This is a genomic window from Brevundimonas sp. CURTG3B2_SDJG, from assembly GCF_057364705.1.
The window spans coordinates 1-1,217 of sequence record NZ_JBNFOJ010000490.1; the positions used below are offsets into that span (position 1 = coordinate 1).

Below are 1,217 nucleotides of genomic sequence, written 5' to 3' on the forward strand. Positions count from 1 at the left end.
GCCCGCCTGCCGGCCGCCGCCCTGACCTGTCCGGCCTGGTTCGCCGCGGACGCGGCCGCGATGCTGGAAGCCACGGCGCCATGAACCGGGAAGCCCGTCTCTCGCTGCTGCTGGCGATCGCGATCCTGGCGGCCGTCGCGCTCGCCGTCGTCTTCGGCGAAAACCGCTTTCGACGCCGGCCAGTTCGCCGAGGCGTTCCGCGATCCGTCATCCGGTCCGGCCGAGGTCTTGTGGCAGGTGAGGGCTCCCCGCGCCGCCACGGCCCTGATGGTCGGCGCGGCGCTGGGCCTGGCGGGCGCGGTGATGCAGGGCCTGCTACGCAATCCCCTAGCGGATCCGGGGGGTCCTGGGCGTCTCCGGCGGCCGCCGCCCTGGGCGCGGCGGGCCTCAAGCCGCGCGTGGCCGCCCTGCGGATGCTGAGGCACGACGGCAGCGTCATCGACCAGGCGCTGGTGCTGCGCTTTCCGGGGCCGAACTCCTATACCGGCGAGGACTGCGCGGAGCTACACCTGCATGGCGGCCGGGCGGTGGTCGAGGCGGCCAGCCGGGCCTTGATCGCCCTGGGCCTGCGCCCGGCCGACCCCGGGGAATTCACCCGGCGGGCGTTCGAGAACGGCCGCATGGACCTGGCCCAGGCCGAGGCTGTCGCCGACCTGATCGACGCCGAGACCAGCGCCCAGGCGGGGCAGGCGCTGGGCCAGCTGGACGGCGCGCTGAGCCAGGCCTACGCCGGCTTCCGACGGGATCTGCTGAAGGCCCTGGCCCTGGTCGAGGCCGAGATCGACTTCCCCGACGAAGAGGTGCCGGACAATCTGGCGCGGACCGCCGGCCCCATTCTGGACGGCCTGATCGTCGATCTGAAGGCGGCGCTGGCGGACGCCGGGCGGGGGGAGCGGGTGCGCGAGGGCTATCGGATCGTCCTGATCGGCGAGACCAACGCCGGCAAGTCGTCGCTGTTCAACGCCCTGGTCGCCCGCGAGGCGGCGATCGTCACGCCGATCGCGGGCACCACCCGCGACGTGCTGGACGCCGAACTGGTGATCGGCGGCTACGCCGTCACCCTGTCCGATACGGCCGGCTTCGGGACTCGGACGACGTGGTCGAGGCCGAGGGCGTCCGGCGGGCGAGGGCCCGGGCGGAGGCGGCGACCTGCGCCTATGGGTGCGGGCGCCGGGTGATCCGGAAGGCGTCGCGGCGGGCCTTTCGCCGGGGGCCCG

The 1,217-nt window shown here is 74.5% G+C and carries 2 pseudogenes; both read left to right on the forward strand.

The window, feature by feature from the left end:
• Positions 1-237: 237 nt before the first annotated feature.
• A pseudogene (locus AC2W7C_RS18140) lies at positions 238-282 on the forward strand (hypothetical protein); the annotation flags it as partial.
• Positions 282-1,217, forward strand: a pseudogene (locus AC2W7C_RS18145) (tRNA modification GTPase); the annotation flags it as partial. The pseudogenes AC2W7C_RS18140 and AC2W7C_RS18145, both read left to right, overlap by 1 nt.